Source organism: Serratia sp. H402Y, assembly GCF_051172415.1.
In the GTDB taxonomy this organism is placed as follows: domain Bacteria; phylum Pseudomonadota; class Gammaproteobacteria; order Enterobacterales; family Enterobacteriaceae; genus Serratia; species Serratia ureilytica.
Genome location: NZ_JBPIYZ010000001.1, coordinates 2,499,121 through 2,516,243, shown reverse-complemented (window position 1 = coordinate 2,516,243; position 17,123 = coordinate 2,499,121). Strand labels below are relative to the sequence as shown.

Annotated in this window: 13 protein-coding genes; 6 read left to right on the top strand and 7 right to left on the bottom strand. The window is 60.3% G+C overall.

From position 1 onward, the window contains the following. The first annotated feature begins 34 nt into the window (after positions 1-34). A complete protein-coding gene (locus tag ACSBQS_RS12205; RefSeq protein WP_042785008.1) occupies positions 35-1,087 on the top strand; it encodes an NAD(P)H-dependent flavin oxidoreductase in 1,053 nt (350 codons plus the stop codon). Positions 1,088-1,193: 106 nt separating this feature from the next. On the opposite strand, the gene ACSBQS_RS12200 is transcribed toward ACSBQS_RS12205, so the two are convergent. The 5 genes from ACSBQS_RS12200 to ACSBQS_RS12180 form a co-directional block, all read right to left on the bottom strand. After that, positions 1,194-2,576 carry a serralysin family metalloprotease gene (locus ACSBQS_RS12200; protein ID WP_033643741.1) on the bottom strand — a complete coding sequence of 461 codons (1,383 nt, stop codon included), beginning with the start codon at positions 2,574-2,576 and terminating at the stop codon, positions 1,194-1,196. A gap of 501 nt (positions 2,577-3,077) precedes the next feature. Continuing rightward, positions 3,078-4,367: an alginate export family protein gene (locus ACSBQS_RS12195; protein ID WP_434990625.1), complete on the bottom strand. Its 1,290-nt coding sequence runs from the start codon at positions 4,365-4,367 to the stop codon at positions 3,078-3,080. A 41-nt stretch (positions 4,368-4,408) separates the two neighbouring features. Continuing rightward, positions 4,409-5,308 (bottom strand): VOC family protein, encoded by a 900-nt coding sequence (locus ACSBQS_RS12190; RefSeq protein WP_353440262.1) that lies wholly within the window; start codon positions 5,306-5,308, stop codon positions 4,409-4,411. Between the two features lie 524 nt (positions 5,309-5,832). Continuing rightward, positions 5,833-8,028: a catalase/peroxidase HPI gene (katG, locus tag ACSBQS_RS12185; protein ID WP_069100327.1), complete on the bottom strand. Its 2,196-nt coding sequence runs from the start codon at positions 8,026-8,028 to the stop codon at positions 5,833-5,835. A gap of 259 nt (positions 8,029-8,287) precedes the next feature. Further along, positions 8,288-9,691, bottom strand: coding sequence for a coniferyl aldehyde dehydrogenase (locus ACSBQS_RS12180; protein ID WP_232092522.1), 1,404 nt, complete (start codon positions 9,689-9,691; stop codon positions 8,288-8,290). Positions 9,692-9,911: 220 nt separating this feature from the next. On the opposite strand from ACSBQS_RS12180, the gene ACSBQS_RS12175 reads away from it, so the two are divergent. Continuing rightward, a complete protein-coding gene (locus tag ACSBQS_RS12175) occupies positions 9,912-10,742 on the top strand; it encodes an alpha/beta fold hydrolase (RefSeq protein WP_033643735.1) in 831 nt (276 codons plus the stop codon). 67 nt (positions 10,743-10,809) lie between these two features. Next, the gene (locus ACSBQS_RS12170) at positions 10,810-11,754 is read left to right on the top strand and encodes an NAD-dependent epimerase/dehydratase family protein (protein WP_047025366.1); all 945 of its coding nucleotides are present in this window, start codon (positions 10,810-10,812) and stop codon (positions 11,752-11,754) included. A gap of 139 nt (positions 11,755-11,893) precedes the next feature. On the opposite strand, the gene ACSBQS_RS12165 is transcribed toward ACSBQS_RS12170, so the two are convergent. Together ACSBQS_RS12165 and amiA are read right to left on the bottom strand one after the other, a co-directional pair. Continuing rightward, a complete protein-coding gene (locus ACSBQS_RS12165; protein ID WP_033651859.1) occupies positions 11,894-12,946 on the bottom strand; it encodes a porin in 1,053 nt (350 codons plus the stop codon). Positions 12,947-13,000: 54 nt separating this feature from the next. Beyond that, entirely contained in the window at positions 13,001-13,843 is an 843-nt protein-coding gene (gene amiA / locus ACSBQS_RS12160; RefSeq protein WP_033651858.1) for an N-acetylmuramoyl-L-alanine amidase AmiA, read from the bottom strand. Positions 13,844-14,182: 339 nt separating this feature from the next. Between amiA and ACSBQS_RS12155 the strand changes: the two genes are divergently transcribed. From ACSBQS_RS12155 to ACSBQS_RS12145, 3 genes are read left to right on the top strand one after another with little or no spacing between them, the layout of a single operon-like run. Further along, on the top strand, positions 14,183-15,553 hold the full coding sequence (locus ACSBQS_RS12155) for an MFS transporter (protein WP_042785000.1): 1,371 nt from the start codon (positions 14,183-14,185) through the stop codon (positions 15,551-15,553). A gap of 18 nt (positions 15,554-15,571) precedes the next feature. Next, positions 15,572-15,970 (top strand): hypothetical protein, encoded by a 399-nt coding sequence (locus ACSBQS_RS12150; protein ID WP_223524788.1) that lies wholly within the window; start codon positions 15,572-15,574, stop codon positions 15,968-15,970. Between the two features lie 46 nt (positions 15,971-16,016). Continuing rightward, complete coding sequence (locus ACSBQS_RS12145; protein ID WP_236689819.1) at positions 16,017-17,093, top strand: ABC transporter substrate-binding protein; 1,077 nt, start codon at positions 16,017-16,019, stop codon at positions 17,091-17,093. The last annotated feature ends 30 nt before the right edge of the window (positions 17,094-17,123 follow it).

Sequence of the window (17,123 nt, the reverse complement as noted above, 5' to 3'; positions counted from 1 at the left end):
AAGACGAATGTAGTCAGCACAGGGAGACACATTGATGACGGCACCTTCTGCTTTTGCCCGCGAGCTTGGGCTGCGCTATCCGATCGTTCAGGGGCCGATGAACGGCGCGTCGCCGCCGGCATTGGCGGTGGCGGTGAGCAACGCCGGAGCGCTGGGATCGTGCGCGGCGGCGCTGTTTTCCCCGGCGGTGATCCTCGAACGGGTGCAGCAGATCCGCGCGCAGACCGCCGCGCCGTTCAACATCAATCTGTTTCTGCTCGATGAGCAGCACCCGGATCTCGCCGAGCTCAAGCGCGCCCAGCACCTGCTGCGGCCGTTCCGCGAAGCGCTGGGGCTGAGCGAGCCGCCCATGCCGGCCCAATTCGCCGAAAACAACCGCGACCAGATCGCGGCCCTGCTGGAGGCTGCGCCGCCGGTGGTCAGCTTCACCTTCGGCGTGCTGCCGCGCGCCACGGTCACGCAGTTCAAGAAGGCCGGCTCGCGGGTGATCGGCACCGCCACCACGGTGGCGGAAGCCCGCGCCTGGGAAGAGGCGGGCGCCGACTTCGTCTGCGTCTCGGGCGCGGAGGCGGGCGGCCACCGCCCGACCTTCCTTGGCGATATCGAACAGTCCTGCGTCGGCCTGATGGCCCTGCTGCCGCAGGTGGTGGCGGCGGTGAAGATCCCGGCGATTGCCGCAGGCGGCATCATGAACGGGCGCGGCATCGCGGCGGCACAATTGCTGGGCGCGCAGGCGGCGCAGCTGGGCACTGCATTCCTGTGCAGCCCGGAGTCGGGCATCGCCGAAGCCTGGCGAGCGGCGCTGCGCAACGCCGGCGATGACAGCACGCGCCTGACGCGCGCCTTCAGCGGCCGCCCGGCGCGCGGCATCGTCAATGATTTCATGCGGCAGATGCGCGCGGAAGAGGCGCAGATCCTGCCTTATCCGGTGCAGAACGCGCTCACCGGCGATATTCGCCAGGCGGCGGCCAAGGCCGGACGCGCGGAGTTTATGTCGCTGTGGGCCGGGCAGGGCGTAGGCCTGGCGCGGCCGATGCCGGCGGCGGAGCTGGTCGCCACCCTAGCGGCGGAGCTGGAAGCGGTGTGACCTCGTCGGCGCGATTTATTGCTGTGGCAATGTAAAAAGACGCCGGGGTGAGGCCTGAGAGAGATAAACAGTCCGGCGTGAAGGCCGGACTGCGGGTTTGCCTTGGCTAGACGAGAATATCGGCGGAAGCGTCGACATGCCCAACGATTTTGACAAGGAAATCAGGCAATTGATTGCCGGAGAGATTGATGGCCAGATCGGTGACATTCTGCTGCGCGTCATAATTCAGCGCCGCTTCATACAACGAGCCGCTTAAACTATCCACGAAGTGCAATTCGCTCCCTTCGGCCTTAGCCGTCTGGTTGAGCCACGACAGGTCGATTTTATCCACCGCCGTCTGGAAATCGCGGATCCAATCCGGCGCGGCGGCTTGGCTGTCGCCGGCTTCGCGGAAGACGAAGGTGTCCGCGCCTGCATTGCCCCAGAGCTGATCGGCGCCGCCGGCACCGTAAATGATGTCGTTGCCTGCACCGCCTTTTAACGTATTGTTCAGCGCGTTGCCCACAAGAATGTCGGCGCCGCTGCCGCCGATGATATTTTCAATCTGCGCGCCGTAGGCGATGGCGATATTCGCCTTCAAGCCGCCGACATCAGAGAATGCGCCTTCGTTAATGTTGATGCGCTGATCCTGGCTGTAGCCTGAAAAATCCAGCGTGTCATTGCCGCCGGCATCCCAGATAGCCGCCACGATTTTGTCCGTGGACGCCTTAACGCTCAAAAAGTCTCTGTCCGTATTCGAGTTGAAACCATAGGTGGTATCGCCGGTGCGCGTGGTGGTATTCGCGCCGTAAAGCTTCTGTATGGCGGTAATATCATCCAGCTGCGGCCCCGATGGCCAAACGCCTTTATAGTCAGCGCTGGTGTATTGTTCGTTAAAATAGCTCATCAAAGAATATTGATGGTCGTCTTCATAATACTTCGCCGAGTTGGCGTAGGTGGGGTAGGTGGCATTTGACGCATCATAATTGCCGGGATGAGAAAGCCCCAACGCATGCCCTATTTCATGGGTGAGTGTATCCCTGGCGTAATTATTGGTTTGCGGATTGGAGGCGTCGTAGCCGTTATTGCCGCTGATCCAAATGGTGCTTTTTAGATTGCTCTGCGTACTTTCATACGAGGTGTAATTGCCCCCGCTGGCCGCCTTATAAAAACCAAACTTGATATCTGCATTTTTCGCGTCGTTGCCTTTAACCTCGGTGAACGTGATGTTGGCCACATCCGACCAGGATTGCAATGAAAGCTTGGTTTGGGCTTGCTGGGCGGCGGTAAGCTGCGCGGCGCCCGTCTTGTCGCTGCCCGTATAGACGGGGAAAGAGTAGGTCAAGGTAGCCGCATGGTCGGTCACGCCTTTGCCATTGGCGGAATAATGGCTCCTCAGCAGCAGATCTGAAACCTCTTGCGTGGTATATGACGGTTTACTGCTCCCCGCGTGATCGCCTCTTTCATAACGGGTTAAATAATCGGAAATCTTATCGGTCGCTAATGACATATCAAACTCCTTTGGACGTTGACAATATTGCACCTAACGCTCTATATGCTCGTACACAGGTTTGAAAATCAGGGGTAATTAAAGTGATATCATTGGCTTGCCTCCTTGGTCCGGCTTGAATATTGCGTTCAAGCGGAATATATCCTTATCATTAATCACGGTGAGGAATTAATTGTGCACTGTGATTGAGTTAAAGCAGTATAAACGCAATTATTTTATTAATGAGTTATTCTTATATGAATCTTTTACATAAGATATGAGTAAAAGACGTGTTTAAATAACTCGTTGGAATTAAATCTTTATTTAATATTTCTCTGTAATCGGCGCGCGGCGTTTGCGTCGCTGATTTATCTTTCTGCTTTTCCAGCTTTTTATCTGTGAAATGCGGTGAGTAGCCGCCATTGCCGTAACGCATAGAGGCGGCCGCACGCCGGCTGTCGTCATTAATCGGATACGGGATTATTGAGGGCGCCCGCGTACACCGATTAACTTGCCTGATGCTTAAAAACTGTAGGTGCCCTGCGCCAGGACGAAGTTCATGCTTTTCAGCCCGGCATGGTGCTGCAGGCTGTTGCTGACGTCGAAGTAAACATAGGCCACCTTGAACTGAAGATCGCTGCGCGGTGTCCAGGTTGTTTCGACCTGATACTGGTTGCCGATAAAGCGCGAGCCCTGCGCGCTGCCTTTCACCGGGCGCATCGGCCCGAGGTAGAAGGCATCCTCGCGGCGTTGCCGCCATAGCGCGTCCCAGCTGAAGTCGATGGACAGGGTTTGCCACGGCGTGATCGTGACCGAAGGATGGATGGCGATCAGGTTCGCCGGCGCCACCAGCCCGTTCTCGGTCAGGTAGGGCAGCTTGGGGTACATGGCGTTAAAGGTATTGAGCTGTCCGTCGTGACCGTTTTTATCGCCGCTGGCGATGCCAATCTTGCCGCCGAAGCGCGGCCGCCAGCGCCAGTCGTTCGCCGTATAGCCGGCGTGCGCCGACGCCGACCAGGCGCGGATGTCGCGCTGTTCCGCGCTGCCGAACTGCCAGGCGGCCTCATTGTCCCAGTCGAAGCCCTGCGCCGCGCCGAAAATGCGCGCGCCGACGGTGTAGCGCCGCTCTTGCCCGCTGAGCTGCGCGTAGTGGGCGTCGTTATCTTCAAAGCCGAAGGTATAAAGATCGAGCGAGGAAGCCAGCGGCGTCAGCGGTGTGGTGCCGTACAGCCCCCATACCTTTTGGCTGTTGTCGGTATCGTCGTCGAAACTGCCGGTTTTGAGCGTAATGGGGTGGCCGATAAAGGCGTCGAGGCGGTTTTTGTCCTTGACCCAACTGGCGCGGATAGCGTCGAAGGAGCGGCGCACGTTGGGGCCGTCGCGGGTGCCCAGCAGGTGCAGCGAGCCCAGCGCAATCTCCTGGCGGCCGATCCGCAGGGTGCCGAGGCCGTAGGCGGTGGGCAGTTTCATATCCACATAGCCCTGGCCGAGGTAGGCATGATCTTCGTCGGTCGGCTTGCGCCCGCGGTCGCGCGGCGTGGCCAGCGACGATCCCACCTGCATATAGGCGCCGACATAGTCGCCGTAGTCGAGGCGCGCGCCAACCAGCAAGCGCTGCATGAAGGTGTCGTCGCGTCCGCCGTTCAGATCCCGCTGATCCGTCCATTCATAGCGCTCGCGCAGTGAACCGTCGAAAGACAACGTGGCCGCATCGCCCAACGGGATGTTTTTCCAGGGGGAAGCGGCTGGCTCCGCCGCCAGCGCGGGGAGCGTGGAGAACAGCAACAGTGCGGGTAGCGTGCGTTTCATCATGGATATCCGAAGAAAAAAGCGCGCCGCAGCGCGCCTTGGGTTTATTTAGCCGTCTGGTGAATTTCGGCGATATAGCCGCCGGGGAAACTCACCAGCGCCGAGGCGCGGCGTTCCGCCGCCGTCGAACGCCACAGCACCTGCGCGCCGCTGGCCGTCGCTTTGGCCAGCGTGGCCTGCAGATCCTCGACGCCATAGCCGGTGCGCTCATGGCCGAACGGATAAGGCAGATGCCCGTCGGTGACGAAAATGCGCGTTTTGCCGAAGCGGGAGTCCAGTTCGATCTGGCGGATCTTGCCGTTGCCGTTACGGCCGATCGCCGCATCGCTGACTTGCGCGTCGCTCGCCACCTTGGCGTGTGAGAATGCCCGATAGCTGTTAAGGAAGTCGTCGACGCGATAGGCGGAGAGGTACAGGCGGTTTTCCGGCACGCTCAGCAGCGGCTTGTAGTTGGGCGCTTTGGTGTGCCAATAAAGCTGCATGTTGACGCCGCCGGGCCACTGGATCACTGCGTCGCGGCCAATCGGATCGTCGAAGGGTTCGACCTGCACATCGGCGCCGGCGGCCTTGGCTTGCCGGATGGCGGCGTCCATATCCCTGACCAGAAAACCGTTGCGCTCAGCGCCAAACGGATGCGGGATCGGCGTTTTGAAATCGAACACCGAGAAGCTGCCGGCCGGCGTCAGTATCAGCTGGGAGTAGGTTTCGCTGGGCGTGGGCGTGACGTTGACCAGCACGCGTTCGGTGCTGGTGCCGCCGAAGGTTTTCAGGATGCTGTCGACAAAGGCATCCATCTTGCCGCGTTCGACGTAGACATGGGTGGTGTCATACTGCGGCCCTACGGCGACAGACGCCGTATCGGCCGCCCATGACATCGCCGGGAGCAGCAGCGCAAGGGCCGATATTTTCAGCCGACGAGAAGAAATGCCGATAATATGTTGCATGTTGACCTCCAGGTAGCGGTTATTTTCCTGAGTGAAGCGTAATTTCCCATGAGCTTTCCCGTCGGCTGAAAAATAAAAACCAAAAGCGCAATGCGCGCCGTGAAACATTAACGAAGGGCGAACGTCAGGCGCCCAGGCGAATATCGCGCAGGTGCATAACATCTATTTTTATGGCGTAAAACGATGGGGCGCCTTTGCCGGCCAAACCCGCTGCTGCTAAGGGACGGCGATGATGAGACCCGCCTCGCCGCGTGTTGAGGTGTATCGAGGATAATCCATAACGGTCATCTCCTTGATGGGATATATCGCATTAACGATGTGAGTTTACGCTCTTCATTGCCCTCTAAATATAAATACAGCATTAAAAGAATTGCCGCCCATCAAATTTTTATATGACTTGTTGAGTAAATACGAATAAGCGGGAAAAGAGAATATCGCGGCGCCTGACAGGGCTGACGGAGAGGGGGAGGCGGTGTTTACCTCGGGAGAGAAAACGGCCTGCCGAAGCAGGCCGTTGGAGGGCGTTACGCCAGATCGAAGCGATCGAGGTTCATCACTTTGTTCCAGGCGGCGACGAAGTCGTGGGCGAACTTCTCTTGCCCGTCGGCGCTGCCGTAGACTTCGGCCAGCGCGCGCAGCTGCGCGTGCGAACCGAACACCAGATCGACGCGGGTGCCGGTCCATTTGACCGCGCCGCTGCGGCGATCGCGGCCTTCGAACAGGCCGTCCTCACCCGCCGGGTGCCAGGTGGTGCCCATGTCGAGCAGGTTGACGAAGAAGTCGTTGGTCAGCGCCTGCGGGCGATGGGTGAACACGCCGTGCTGCGTGCCGCCGACGTTGGCGCCGAGCACGCGCAGCCCGCCGACCAGCACCGTCATTTCCGGCGCGGTCAGGGTCAACAGCTGCGCCTTGTCGACCAGCAGCGTTTCGGCCGGCACGCGGTATTTGCCCTTCAGGAAGTTGCGGAAACCGTCGGCGAGCGGCTCCATCGCCTCGAAGGAGTCCACGTCGGTCTGTTCCTGCGAGGCGTCCATGCGGCCCGGGGCGAACGGCACCGTCAGGGTGAAACCGGCGTTCTTCGCCGCCTGTTCCACGCCCGCCGCGCCGGCCAGCACGATCAGATCCGCCAGCGAGACGCGTTTGCCGCCGGTCTGCGCATCGTTGAAGGCGCGTTGGATGCTCTCCAGCTTGGCCAGCGTCGCGGCGAGCTGCGCAGGTTGGTTGACCGCCCAGTCCTTTTGCGGCGCCAGGCGAATGCGCGCGCCGTTGGCGCCGCCGCGCTTGTCTGAGCCGCGGAAGCTGGAAGCAGAAGCCCAGGCGGTGGAGACCAGCGCCGACACCGACAGGCCGGAAGCCAGCACGGCGTTTTTCAGCGCGGCGATGTCCTGCTCATCGATCAGCGGATGATCGACCGCCGGGATCGGATCCTGCCAAATCAACGCTTCCTGCGGTACTTCCGGGCCGAGGTAGCGCGCGCGCGGCCCCATGTCGCGGTGGGTCAGCTTGAACCAGGCGCGGGCGAAGGCGTCGGCCAGCTCCTCCGGGTGCTCATAGAAGCGGCGCGAAATCTTCTCGTAGGCCGGATCGAAGCGCAGCGACAGGTCGGTGGTCAGCATGGTTGGGCGGCGTTTTTTGTTGGGATCGAAGGCGTCGGGAATGGTTTCACCGATGTCTTTCGCCACCCACTGGTGCGCGCCGGCCGGGCTTTGGCTCAGCTCCCATTCGTATTCGAACAGGTGGCGGAAGAAGTCGTGGTTCCACTGGGTCGGGGTGGTGGTCCAGGTGACTTCCAGGCCGCTGGTGATGGCGTCTTTGCCGACGCCGGTGCCGAAGGTGCTGTGCCAGCCGAGGCCCTGCGCTTCCAGTCCGGCGGCTTCCGGATCGGCGCCGACGTGAGACGCCGGGCCGGCGCCGTGGGTCTTGCCGAAGGTGTGGCCGCCGGCGATCAGCGCCACGGTTTCTTCGTCGTTCATCGCCATGCGGGCGAAGGTTTCACGGATGTCGCGCGCGGCGGCCACCGGATCGGGATTGCCGTCCGGGCCTTCCGGGTTGACGTAAATCAGGCCCATCTGCACCGCCGCCAGCGGGTTTTCCAGATCGCGGTCGCCCGAGTAGCGGCTGTTCGGCCCGCCGCTCAGTTCCAGCCAGATCTTCTCAGAGCCCCAGTAGACGTCGTCCGGCTCCCAGGTGTCGGCGCGGCCGCCGGCGTAGCCGAAGGTTTTGAAGCCCATCGATTCCAGCGCCACGTTGCCGGTCAGGATAATCAGGTCGGCCCAGGAGATGTTGCGGCCGTATTTCTGCTTGATAGGCCACAGCAAACGGCGCGCCTTGTCGAGGCTGACGTTGTCCGGCCAGCTGTTGAGCGGGGCGAAGCGCTGCTGGCCTTCGCCTGCGCCGCCGCGGCCGTCGCCGATGCGGTAGGTGCCGGCGCTGTGCCAGGCCATGCGGATGAACAGGCCGCCGTAGTGGCCGAAGTCCGCCGGCCACCATTCCTGCGAGTCGGTCATCAGGGCGTGCAGATCCTGTTTGACCGCCGCCAGATCGAGGCTGTTGAAGGCATCGGCGTAGTTGAAGTCTTTATCCATCGGATCGGACAGGGGGGAGTGCTGGTGCAGCGGTTTCAGGCTGAGCTGATTAGGCCACCAATCCTGATTGGTGGGGCCGTTCTGCGGTGCGGGCTGCTTGCCGCCCGAAAACGGGCATTTGCTTTCAGTTGTCATAATGCGCTCTCTGCTTCCGTAAAGATGCTCCAGCCGCCGGGCGTGGAGCGGTTAACAAGGCATGCGGGTAAGGCTTGCGTCGGGTGTTGCGCTAAATAACTGAACTCAATCGATTGACGTCACCCTCGCCGCCAACGGGCAAAGGGGGACATAGGGCTAAGCTTAGTCAGCGGCGGCGGAGAGATAAAATAGGAATGAGTGAATATTGTGATAGCTTGCGGCGATTTATGGGTGTGCTATTGATAGTCAACACGCCGCGTTATCGGCGCCGCAACATGAACGCGAGCACCGCGTCCGCCAGCTTGCCGAACGGCGCGCGCAGCAGGTCGGTAAAGCGCCAGCGGCTCTGGATGAAAACGCCTTTGGCGTGGCTCAGCGCCCGAAATCCTTCGATGCCGTGACAGGCTCCCATGCCGCTGGGGCCGATGCCGCCGAACGGCAGGTCGTCCTGGGCGAAGTGCAGCAGGGTGGCGTTGATGCTGACGTTGCCGGAGGTGGTGCGCGCCAGCAGCCGGTCCCGATCCTCGCCCGGCGGGCCGAAGTAGTAGAGCGCAAGCGGGCGCGGCGCGGCGTTGATAACGTCGATCGTTTCATCAAAGGTGGCGTAGGTGCGCACCGGCAGCAGCGGCCCGAAGATCTCTTCTTGCATGATCGCGCTGTCATCGGGGGCGCCGACGATAAGCGTAGGGGCCAGCGTGTTCGGCCGTTCAGACGCCGAGTCCGGGCGGTGGCCGACCGGATGGAGTTGCGCGCCGCGCGCCTGTGCGTCGGCAAGCAGCGCTTGCAAGCGGTGGTAGTGCCTGTCGTTGATGATGGCGCCGTAGTCGTCGCCGGTTGGCCCGTCGGGATAAAAGCTTTTAACCGCCGCGTCATAGAGCGCCATGAAGCTTGCCAGATCGTCCTGATGAACCAGCAGGTAATCGGGCGCGATACAGGTTTGGCCCGCGTTCGACAGCTTGCCGAACGCCACGCTCTTGACGTTTCTGGCGTTAACCGCGCCGCGCGCCATGACGGCAGGGCTTTTGCCGCCCAGTTCGAGCGTTAACGGCACCAGATGTTTGCCGGCCGCCTGCATGACCTGACGGCCGATCGCCGTGCTGCCGGTGAACACCAGATGGTCGAACGCCAGCTCGCTGAATCTGGCCCCGATGTCCGGCCCGCCGGTCACGACGGCGACCTCATCGGCGGGAAACAGCGCCGCCAGCAACGTTTCGATGAGGCGGCTGGTATGCGGCGTGAGCTCCGAAGGTTTCAGCATCACGCGGTTGCCGGCGGCCAGGGCGGTGGCCAGCGGGATGAAGGTCAACGAAAACGGGTAGTTCCACGGCGCCATGATGCCAATCACGCCCTTGGGCTGATATTGCACATAGGCGCGTGCGGCCTGATACGGCAGGGCGACGTGGCGGCGCTCCGGCTTCATGAAGCGTTTCAGGTTGCGCAGCAGGTAATCGATCGCCTGAACGGTGACCAGAATCTCCAGAATGTCGGTTTCGTAAGGCGAACGGTGGCCGAAGTCGGCGCTGACGGCCGCCGCCAGCGCGGCGCGCTGGGCCAGAATGGCGCTCCGCAAGCGGCGCAGGGCGGCCTTGCGCTGTTGCATCGTCGGCGCGCCGTCGCGCAGGAAGGCGTGGCGCTGGGCGGCAAGCCGCGGCTCCATCGTCATGAGGATGTCATCTCCCTGCACTTGAATTCTCCTGATGCCGAGTGAAAGCGGGAATGCGGTTTGCCGAATGGGGTTTGACCTTAAAGTGAACTTTAAACCTATACTCGTTAAACGATCAACGCAAGATCGTCGGCCAACCGGGATGAGGGGGCCAGAGATCCCGGCGCCGTGCGCAGTATAAACGTTCTTTTTTAACCAGAGTGTAAATGGGAGAAACGACATGGGTTATGTAACGACCAGCGATGGCGTCGAGATTTTCTACAAGGATTGGGGCCCAAAAAACGGCAAGGTTATCTACTTCCACCACGGCTGGCCGCTGTCCAGCGATGACTGGGATGCCCAGATGCTGTTCTTCGTGAACAAAGGGTTCCGCGTGGTTGCGCACGATCGCCGCGGCCATGGCCGCTCCAGCCAGGTGTGGGAAGGGCACGACATGGATCACTACGCCGATGATGTCGCCGCGGTGGTAAAACACCTCGGCGTACAGGGCGCCATGCACGTGGGCCACTCGACCGGCGGCGGTGAGGTGGTGCGCTACATCGTGCGCCACGGCGAGGACAAGGTGTCCAAAGCGGTGCTGATCAGCGCGGTGCCGCCGCTGATGGTGAAAACGGACAGTAACCCGCAGGGCACCCCAAAATCGGTATTCGATGATTTCCAGGCGCAGCTGGCCGCCAACCGGGCGCAATTCTATTACGACGTGCCCGCCGGCCCGTTCTACGGCTATAACCGTCCGGGCGCCAAACCGTCGGAGGCCATTATCTGGAACTGGTGGCGGCAGGGCATGATGGGCGGCGCCAAGGCGCACTATGACGGCATCGTCGCCTTCTCGCAGACCGATTTCACCGAAGATCTCAAGAAGATTGCCATTCCGGTGCTGGTGATCCACGGCGACGACGACCAGGTGGTGCCTTATCAGGACTCCGGCGCGCTGTCGGCCAAACTGGTGCAAAACGGCACGCTCCATACCTATAAGGGCGCGCCGCACGGCATACCGACCACCCATGCCGATCAGGTCAACGCCGATCTGCTGGCGTTCGTGAACAGTTAAGCGCGAACAAGCACTTTTGCTCCGCCCTGAGTGGGCGGAGTTTTTTTCATTGCGATGAGGAACGCCAATGCAAACGATCCTGGGCGCCAGTGGCCAGATCGCCCAAGAGCTGGCGCGTGAACTGAAGCGCGCGTACACCGATGATTTAAGATTGGTCAGCCGCAACCCGAGGAAGGTCAACGACAGCGATACGCTGGTCGCGGCCGACCTGCTCGATGCACAGCAGACCCTGGCGGCGGTGAAGGGCAGCGACGTGGTGTATTTCGCCGCCGGCCTGCCGCCGGATTCGGCGCTGTGGGAGCGGCAATTTCCGACCATGCTGCAGAATGCGTTGGACGCCAGCCGTACCGCGGGCGTGCCCTTTGTTTATTTCGACAATACCTATATGTATCCGCAGAACGGCGAGCCGCAGACGGAATCGACGCCGTTCGCGCCTCGGGGGCGCAAGGGACGGGTGCGCGCCCTGATGACCGAGAAGGTGCTCGACGAGATGGAGCGCAAGCAGATCCCTGTGCTGATCGGCCGTGCGCCCGAGTTTTATGGGCCGGGAAAAACGCAGAGCTTCACCAATGCGCTGATCGTCGACAGGCTGAAAGCGGGGGAAAAACCGCGCGTGCCGGTTCGCGACGACAGGCTGCGCACGCTGATCTGGACGCCCGACGCCAGCCGTGGGTTAGCCCGGCTCGGCAATACGCCCGACGCGTTCGACCAGACGTGGCATCTCCCGTGCTGCGACGAGCGGCTCACCTATGCGCAGTTCGCCGCGTTGGCCTGCGAGGTGTTTGGGAAGGACATTTCATATTCCGTTATCGGCAAATGGGCGTTGATCGCCGCGGGGTTGGTTTCGTCCGGGGCGCGAGAGATGCGCGAGCTGCTGCCGCGCTACGAGCACGATAACCTGTTCGACTCGACCAAGTTCAAACAGCGTTTTCCCGACTTCGCCGTCACGACGTATCGCGCCGGGCTGGAAACGATTTGGCGGGAGTGGAAAAACGCGCAAGCGCCGCGCTGAGGCGTCCGTCGCGCCATGAGCAGGCGCATTCGGCACCCTGTCATCACTCTGCCCTCTTGATCCTCTCGCACCGTCTCGATCGGCGCGAGCGAGCCTCGCCCTTCACCGGGCGGGGCTTTTTATTGGCTGCGGCAGCGCGTCACCAGTGATAGCTGATGCCCATATCGAGTTTGTCCGACGCATCGACGCCGGGGGCGTGGCGAGAAAGGTTATTGAATTCATAGTTAATAAACACCTGCATGTTGCTATTGAGCAACCAGGTCACGCCCAACTCCTCGTAGTTCAATAAGTCGGTGTTGCGGCCTGCCCGGGCCTGTATCAAACGGGTATAGCCGATGTTGGGCTGAATATGGTCCGTCAGCCGGTATTTGGCGAGCGCTTCATAACTGGACGCCGAGCCGCGGTTAGCGGTTTGTTGCGGGCTGATGGCGTTGTCGCTTTGGGTGAACACGGCCGCGAGATAGATTTTTTTCGACGCATAGAGAACCCCCTCGGCCAGCGTATCGATGCGCCGACGATAGCCGGCGGCGCGTTGCTGCCGCTGCGTGGTTTGAGACGCCGAAGCGGCGGCGATGAGGCTGAGCGTCGGCGTCAGCGCATAGCGGAAGGAGGCGCCGAACCCGTTGCCGTTTTGTTTGCCCAGCGCCTGTCGATCGTCGCCGTCTTTGAACTGATACTGCAGCGCGAGGGCGGCGTGCCGCTGAAACAGGCTGAAAGGTTTGCGGTAAGTGAGCAGGTTGTGCGCCCGGCCGCGCATAAAGTTGTCGATGTAGTTGTAGGCCATTTCTCTGAACAGCGGGGAGCGATCGGTCAGGGCGGTCACATCATAGAGCACGCCCCAGTTGCGGCCGATATCGAGGCTGCCCAGGGCGGCGTTCTGCACGCCGAGGTAGGCGAGCCGGGTGCTGTTTCGGGTGGCGTCGGCGAAGCTGACGGTATATTCCCAATGGGCGTAGGCCCGCCAGCGCGGCGCGATCTTTTTTTTGCCGATCAGGCCGAAATAGAGATAGCTGCGGTCGCCGTCGTCGCGTTCGCTTTGGCCGCTGTAGCGTCTGGCGATAATCGTGCCGTAGAAATTCAGGCTGCTGTGTTGCGATACCGTCAGCGGCACGGCGAAGGCGCTGCGCGGCAACAGGGCCAGCAGCGGGAGCCACAGGCTCGCCGAAAAAGCGCGAGGATTGCATTTTATCATGTTGACGCCGTCCCTGTGCGCGGCAAGCCGGCCGGCTTGCCGTCCTGGTGAAGCTTAAGCGAGCGTGACGTGTTTAAAGTAGCTGACGATCCCCTGCGTGATGGCGGTGGCGATTTTATTTCGGAATGCAGGGGTGCCCAGCAGCCTTTCTTCCTCGGGGTTGGTGATGAACGAGGTTTCCACCAATACCGAAGGAATGTACGGGGATTTCAATACCACGAAGGCCGCCTGTTCGGTATTTTTGGCATGCAAATGATGGATGGGCGCAATATGTTGGATCAGGTGCGAGCCCAGCGTCAGGCTTTCTTTGATGGTTTCCGTTTGTTCCAAATCAAACAGTATCTTCTGCAAATAGCGATCTTTCTTGATGACGTGGGGGCCGGCGAGATCGTCCGCCGCGTTTTCACTGTTCGATAAATATTTCGCCATCGCGCTGCTGGCGCCCTTAGTGGAAAGCGCAAAGACCGAAGCGCCGCAGGCGCTGGGGCAGGTAAAGCCGTCGGCGTGAATCGACATGAAAAGATCCGCGCCATGCCGGTGCGCGATCTCCACACGATCGTACAGCGGAATAAAAACGTCGCTGTCGCGCGTCAGGCGGGCATCGATGCCGTGTCGATCGAGCTGCGCCCGCACGTTTCTGGCGATCGCCAGAACGACATGTTTTTCCAGCGAACCGGTGTGGCCAATGGCGCCGGAGTCGATGCCGCCATGGCCGGGATCCAACATGACCAGGAATCGTTTTCGCGCACCCTGAGGGCCCGCCTGTTTTTTGGGGCGTGGCAAGCCGTGGGCGCTAGCCAGCGGAGAAACGGCGCTATTGAGCGCCAGAGCCGCCAGCCCGGCCAGCATCATTCTGCGGCGGGACAAGCGCGTGTTCAAAAGGTCCTTCTTAGCCATAAGGTTAACCCGCATAAAGGGAAGGTTGTTTTGTTATAACATAACAATTTATACCGGCATCATCGTTGTCTGTTAGCGCCTGTTACTTTTAATGTCATTCTATAAATCAACCGGTTTTTTATACTGAGTATAGTTATTTTATTGGGTGTTTATATTGTGATTTATTTGTATTGTATTTGTTAATTCTTATTTTGAAACAATATGCAATCCAATATTTCAAATGAGATTTATTACCATCCAATAATGATATGTTATAACGTAATTACAAAAATTGATAAAAACGGCGTCTTTGCCGCCGGCATGCCGGCATAAAGACACCCACGTTTTTGGAGCGTTAACATGACTTTTAAACACCAGGAAAAAGAGACGCTAAATCTATTCGCGGTTCTCGCCGTCTCGTTAAGCACGGTCATCGCCATGCTCGACAGCACCATCGCCAACGTAGCGCTGCCGGTGATCGCGAAAGATTTCGCCGTTTCCGAATCGGCCTCCATCATGATTATCAATGCCTACCAGTTTGCCGTCGTCGCGTCGTTGATGCCCTTTGCGGCGCTGGGCAGAGCGGTGGGCAATAAAAAAATCTTTATGGCCGGGGTGGTGCTGTTTGCTTTCTCCTCGTTGGGCTGCGCGCTTTCCGACACGCTGGCGATGCTGACGGCGTTCCGAGTGATACAGGGCTTCGGCGCGGCGGCGGTGCTCAGCGTCAATGCGGCGCTGATTAAGGAGATCTACCCGGCAAGGCTGCTGGGGCGCGGCCTGGGGATTAACGTGATGGTGGTGTCGGTTTCCGCCGCCGCCGGGCCGTCCATCGCCTCGGCGATACTTTCTCAAACGAGCTGGAACTGGCTGTTCACCATCAATGTTCCCATCGCCTGCCTGTCGCTGCTGCTGAGCATGATATTTCTGGGCTCCCGCGAGCGGCGCAGCGTTGGCTTCGACAGCGGGGGCGCCCTGTTGGTGTTTGTGCTGTTTATCGCTTTCTCGCTCAGCACGATGAGCATGACCACCCGCCATCTGCCGGCGGCGGCGCTGAGCTTTGCGGTATTCGCCGGACTGGCCGGGTGGCTGTACATCAATCAGAAAAGAAAGGCCAACGCCGCGCTGATCCCGGTCGCGATGCTGCATAACCCGACGCTGTCATTGTCTTTGCTGATGTCGATGCTGTCTTACAGCACCCAGCTTTTGGCTTTTGTATCGCTGCCTTTTTATTTCCACAATGTCCTGCAAAGAAACGTGGTGGAAATCGGTCTGCTGCTGACCGCCTGGCCGCTGGCCACCATGGTGTCGTCGTTGATTTCCGGCGATTTGACCAAGAAATACGATCCCAATCTCGTCGCCCTGTCAGGCCTCGCCTGCTTGTTGGCCGGCATGCTGCTGATGGCCAACCTGCCGGCCGATCCGTCGAATGGGGCGATCGTATGGCGTGTGGCGCTGTGCGGCATCGGTTTCGGCCTGTTTCAATCACCGAACAACCTGCTGATCATGACCTCGGTCTCTCATGAAAACAGCAGCATCGCCAGCGGTCTGTTGGGCAGTTCCCGGTTGATCGGGCAAATCGTCGGTTCGGCGTTAGTGGCGATTTTCTTCAATATGCGCGGCGCGCAAGCGACGACTATCAGCTTAATGGCGGGGGCGGCGTTCTCGTTTCTCTCTCTGGCCGTGAGCTATATGCGCTTCAAGTCCGCCGTTACGTTAAAAACCAGCAAATAAGCACGTTCGAGGTTTCCCATGCGATTCATCCACCTGGTGCCGCTCATTATCGGGATGGCGGCGTTTTCTCTCAGCGGCTGCTCGACCTACCACGACGTGGCGCTGCAACAAAAAGAGGCGGGGCTCAATAGCCCGTATTATCTGTTGCAGCCGCCGGTGTATGTCGGCGATCGGCTGAAATACGGCCTGAAGGACGGCAGCGGCGGCGAGCTGACGGTTGCGAAGGTTGAACCGAAAGACATCGTTGCCGACAGCGGAAAAATCATTCCCCTGTCGCAACTCTCTTTCCTGCAGCGAAAAGAGATTTCCGAAGGAAAAACCGCCGCGTTGGTCGGCGGCGGCGCGGTCGCCACCGCGGCGATCGTTTTCGTTGCCGGGATCACCATCATGGCCGCCGGCATCGCCGCCTCGGCCTGACACCGCTCATCGACGCGCGCCATTGCGCGTGCGCGCAGGAGGCCTCATGGCCGTAAAACTGACATTCATCGCCACCGCCTTGCTGGCGATAGCCGCTTTGCCGATGCTGCCTTACGCCGGCGCCAGCCAGCCGGAAGCGACCGCGCTGCCGCAGAGCGTGGCGGCGCAAACGCTGCCCGGCAGCTACCCGCGGATCGTCATCACCGGCAACTGCCCCTTCGGCGTGATCCTGGCCAACGAGGCGGCCTATCGGCACGTCGTCGGCGTCGGCCCCTGGGCATTCATGCATGCCGATAGGCATGTGTTGAAAGACATGAAGCCTGACATCGGCAGGATCACGTCCGATTTCATCAATAAGGACTATCGGGTCAACATGGAGTCGTTAATGAATCTGCGGCCCGACATCATTTATTACTACGGCAAAAGCCAGGACGATCGGCTGGAAAGGGCGGGCGTGATGACGGTCGATCTGGACGCCGGCGGGAAGACCAAATACCAGCCGATGGTCACCCAGGTGTATTGGGAAAATACCTTCGCCGACACCCTTGGCCTGCCGCGCACGCATAAATTCAAAGACGCCTGGGAAAGGACCCTGAAGCAGATCCGCCCCTATGCCGCAGCCATCCGCGCGCAGCACGTCAGGGCGTTATATCTGGAAGAAAGCGACGGCAGGCAGCTGAAGGTGAGCGGCCCGCACACCTACGGCGACACCTATCTCAAAATGGCCGGCATGGATAACGTCGCCGGGGATTTGCCGGTGAAGGGCGATGCCGGCAGGTACATCAACGTGTCGATGGAGCAGATCATGGCCTGGGATCCGGATGTGATTTTCGTGGTGTTCGGCAGCGCAAAAGCGCTGCTGCACGGGGGGATCCCCGGCCAGGCGTGGGAGACGCTCAGGGCGGTGAAAAACGGCAAGGTTTTCTCGACGCCGGTGGGCATTCACAACTGGGGGGGCCTGTCGGCGGAAACGTCACTGTTGCCGCTGTTCATGATCAACCGATACGCGCCCGAAGACATTAGCGACAAGACGCTGCGGCAGGAGACGCGTCGTTATTATCAGACGATGTTCTCCTACGCGATCCCGGATCGGTTGCTGGATGAGGTGCTGGCGCAACGCTAGCGCCACGGTTGAATAGTGTTAATCCATTGG

Bases quoted from the DNA above. Each gene is read 5' to 3' on its own strand.
- ACSBQS_RS12170 (WP_047025366.1), top strand. From the start codon at position 10,810: ATGCAAACGATCCTGGGCGCCAGTGGCCAGATCGCCCAAGAGCTGGCG.
- katG (WP_069100327.1), bottom strand. From the start codon at position 8,028: ATGACAACTGAAAGCAAATGCCCGTTTTCGGGCGGCAAGCAGCCCGCA.
- ACSBQS_RS12180 (WP_232092522.1), bottom strand. From the start codon at position 9,691: ATGACGATGGAGCCGCGGCTTGCCGCCCAGCGCCACGCCTTCCTGCGC.
- ACSBQS_RS12205 (WP_042785008.1), top strand. From the start codon at position 35: ATGACGGCACCTTCTGCTTTTGCCCGCGAGCTTGGGCTGCGCTATCCG.
- ACSBQS_RS12165 (WP_033651859.1), bottom strand. From the start codon at position 12,946: ATGATAAAATGCAATCCTCGCGCTTTTTCGGCGAGCCTGTGGCTCCCG.
- ACSBQS_RS12145 (WP_236689819.1), top strand. From the start codon at position 16,017: ATGGCCGTAAAACTGACATTCATCGCCACCGCCTTGCTGGCGATAGCC.
- ACSBQS_RS12195 (WP_434990625.1), bottom strand. From the start codon at position 4,367: ATGATGAAACGCACGCTACCCGCACTGTTGCTGTTCTCCACGCTCCCC.
- ACSBQS_RS12190 (WP_353440262.1), bottom strand. From the start codon at position 5,308: ATGCAACATATTATCGGCATTTCTTCTCGTCGGCTGAAAATATCGGCC.
- amiA (WP_033651858.1), bottom strand. From the start codon at position 13,843: ATGGCTAAGAAGGACCTTTTGAACACGCGCTTGTCCCGCCGCAGAATG.
- ACSBQS_RS12175 (WP_033643735.1), top strand. From the start codon at position 9,912: ATGGGTTATGTAACGACCAGCGATGGCGTCGAGATTTTCTACAAGGAT.
- ACSBQS_RS12150 (WP_223524788.1), top strand. From the start codon at position 15,572: ATGCGATTCATCCACCTGGTGCCGCTCATTATCGGGATGGCGGCGTTT.
- ACSBQS_RS12155 (WP_042785000.1), top strand. From the start codon at position 14,183: ATGACTTTTAAACACCAGGAAAAAGAGACGCTAAATCTATTCGCGGTT.
- ACSBQS_RS12200 (WP_033643741.1), bottom strand. From the start codon at position 2,576: ATGTCATTAGCGACCGATAAGATTTCCGATTATTTAACCCGTTATGAA.